Genomic DNA, 604 nt, shown 5'->3' on the forward strand with positions numbered 1-604 from the left:
ACGCCACAGCGTCGAATGATCGGGTGTGCGGTCCGAAAGGCTGAAGCCGGCAAAGCGGCGGAACGACAGTCGATCTCGAATCTGCGCCTCCAGCGCCGGATCGCTCAGCCCATGCCACATGCCCAGCAAAAGGCAGCGCAGCAGCGGTTCCGCCGGATAGCTGGTGTTGCCCGAGCCGGGACCGCTGCGCTCACCAAGCAAGGTTCGGATCGGCGCCCAGTCCAGTTCCTTCGCTATCAGGTCGAAAATCGTCTCATCCGACGACGCCAGACCGTCCGCAAGGCTCAACTGACCAAGCACCCGATCAACCATCGCGAATCCCCTCTCATTGGATATCCGCATGGAATCACTGATCCGATTCTGTGCAAAGCCCTCCTTGTGGGAGAAGGTGTCGCCGAAGGCGGCGGATGAGGGGCACTCCAGCTTGGCGCCGACGGCACTTCGGCCAACACCCCGTCTCGGCGCTGCGCGCCGATCCACCTTCCCCCACAAAGGCTAGCGTGCGCACACATTTGCTTTGGGTGGGGTTAGTCGGGATTTGCAAGAGCGAAGCCCTCGGCGATGGCGTGGAAACGTTTGAGGCCGTTGCTGAAGGTGACCGGGC

The 604-nt window shown here is 62.4% G+C and carries 1 protein-coding gene; it reads right to left on the bottom strand.

Annotated features, from left to right (window positions below; all coding sequences use genetic code 11):
* Positions 1-312: transposase (locus tag RFN28_RS34720; protein WP_320291613.1), on the bottom strand; the 312-nt coding region annotated here is incomplete at its 3' end.
* Positions 313-604 lie beyond the last annotated feature (292 nt).

Origin of the sequence: Mesorhizobium album (assembly GCF_033977205.1) — a bacterium.
GTDB classification, from domain to species: Bacteria; Pseudomonadota; Alphaproteobacteria; order Rhizobiales; family Rhizobiaceae; genus Mesorhizobium; species Mesorhizobium album.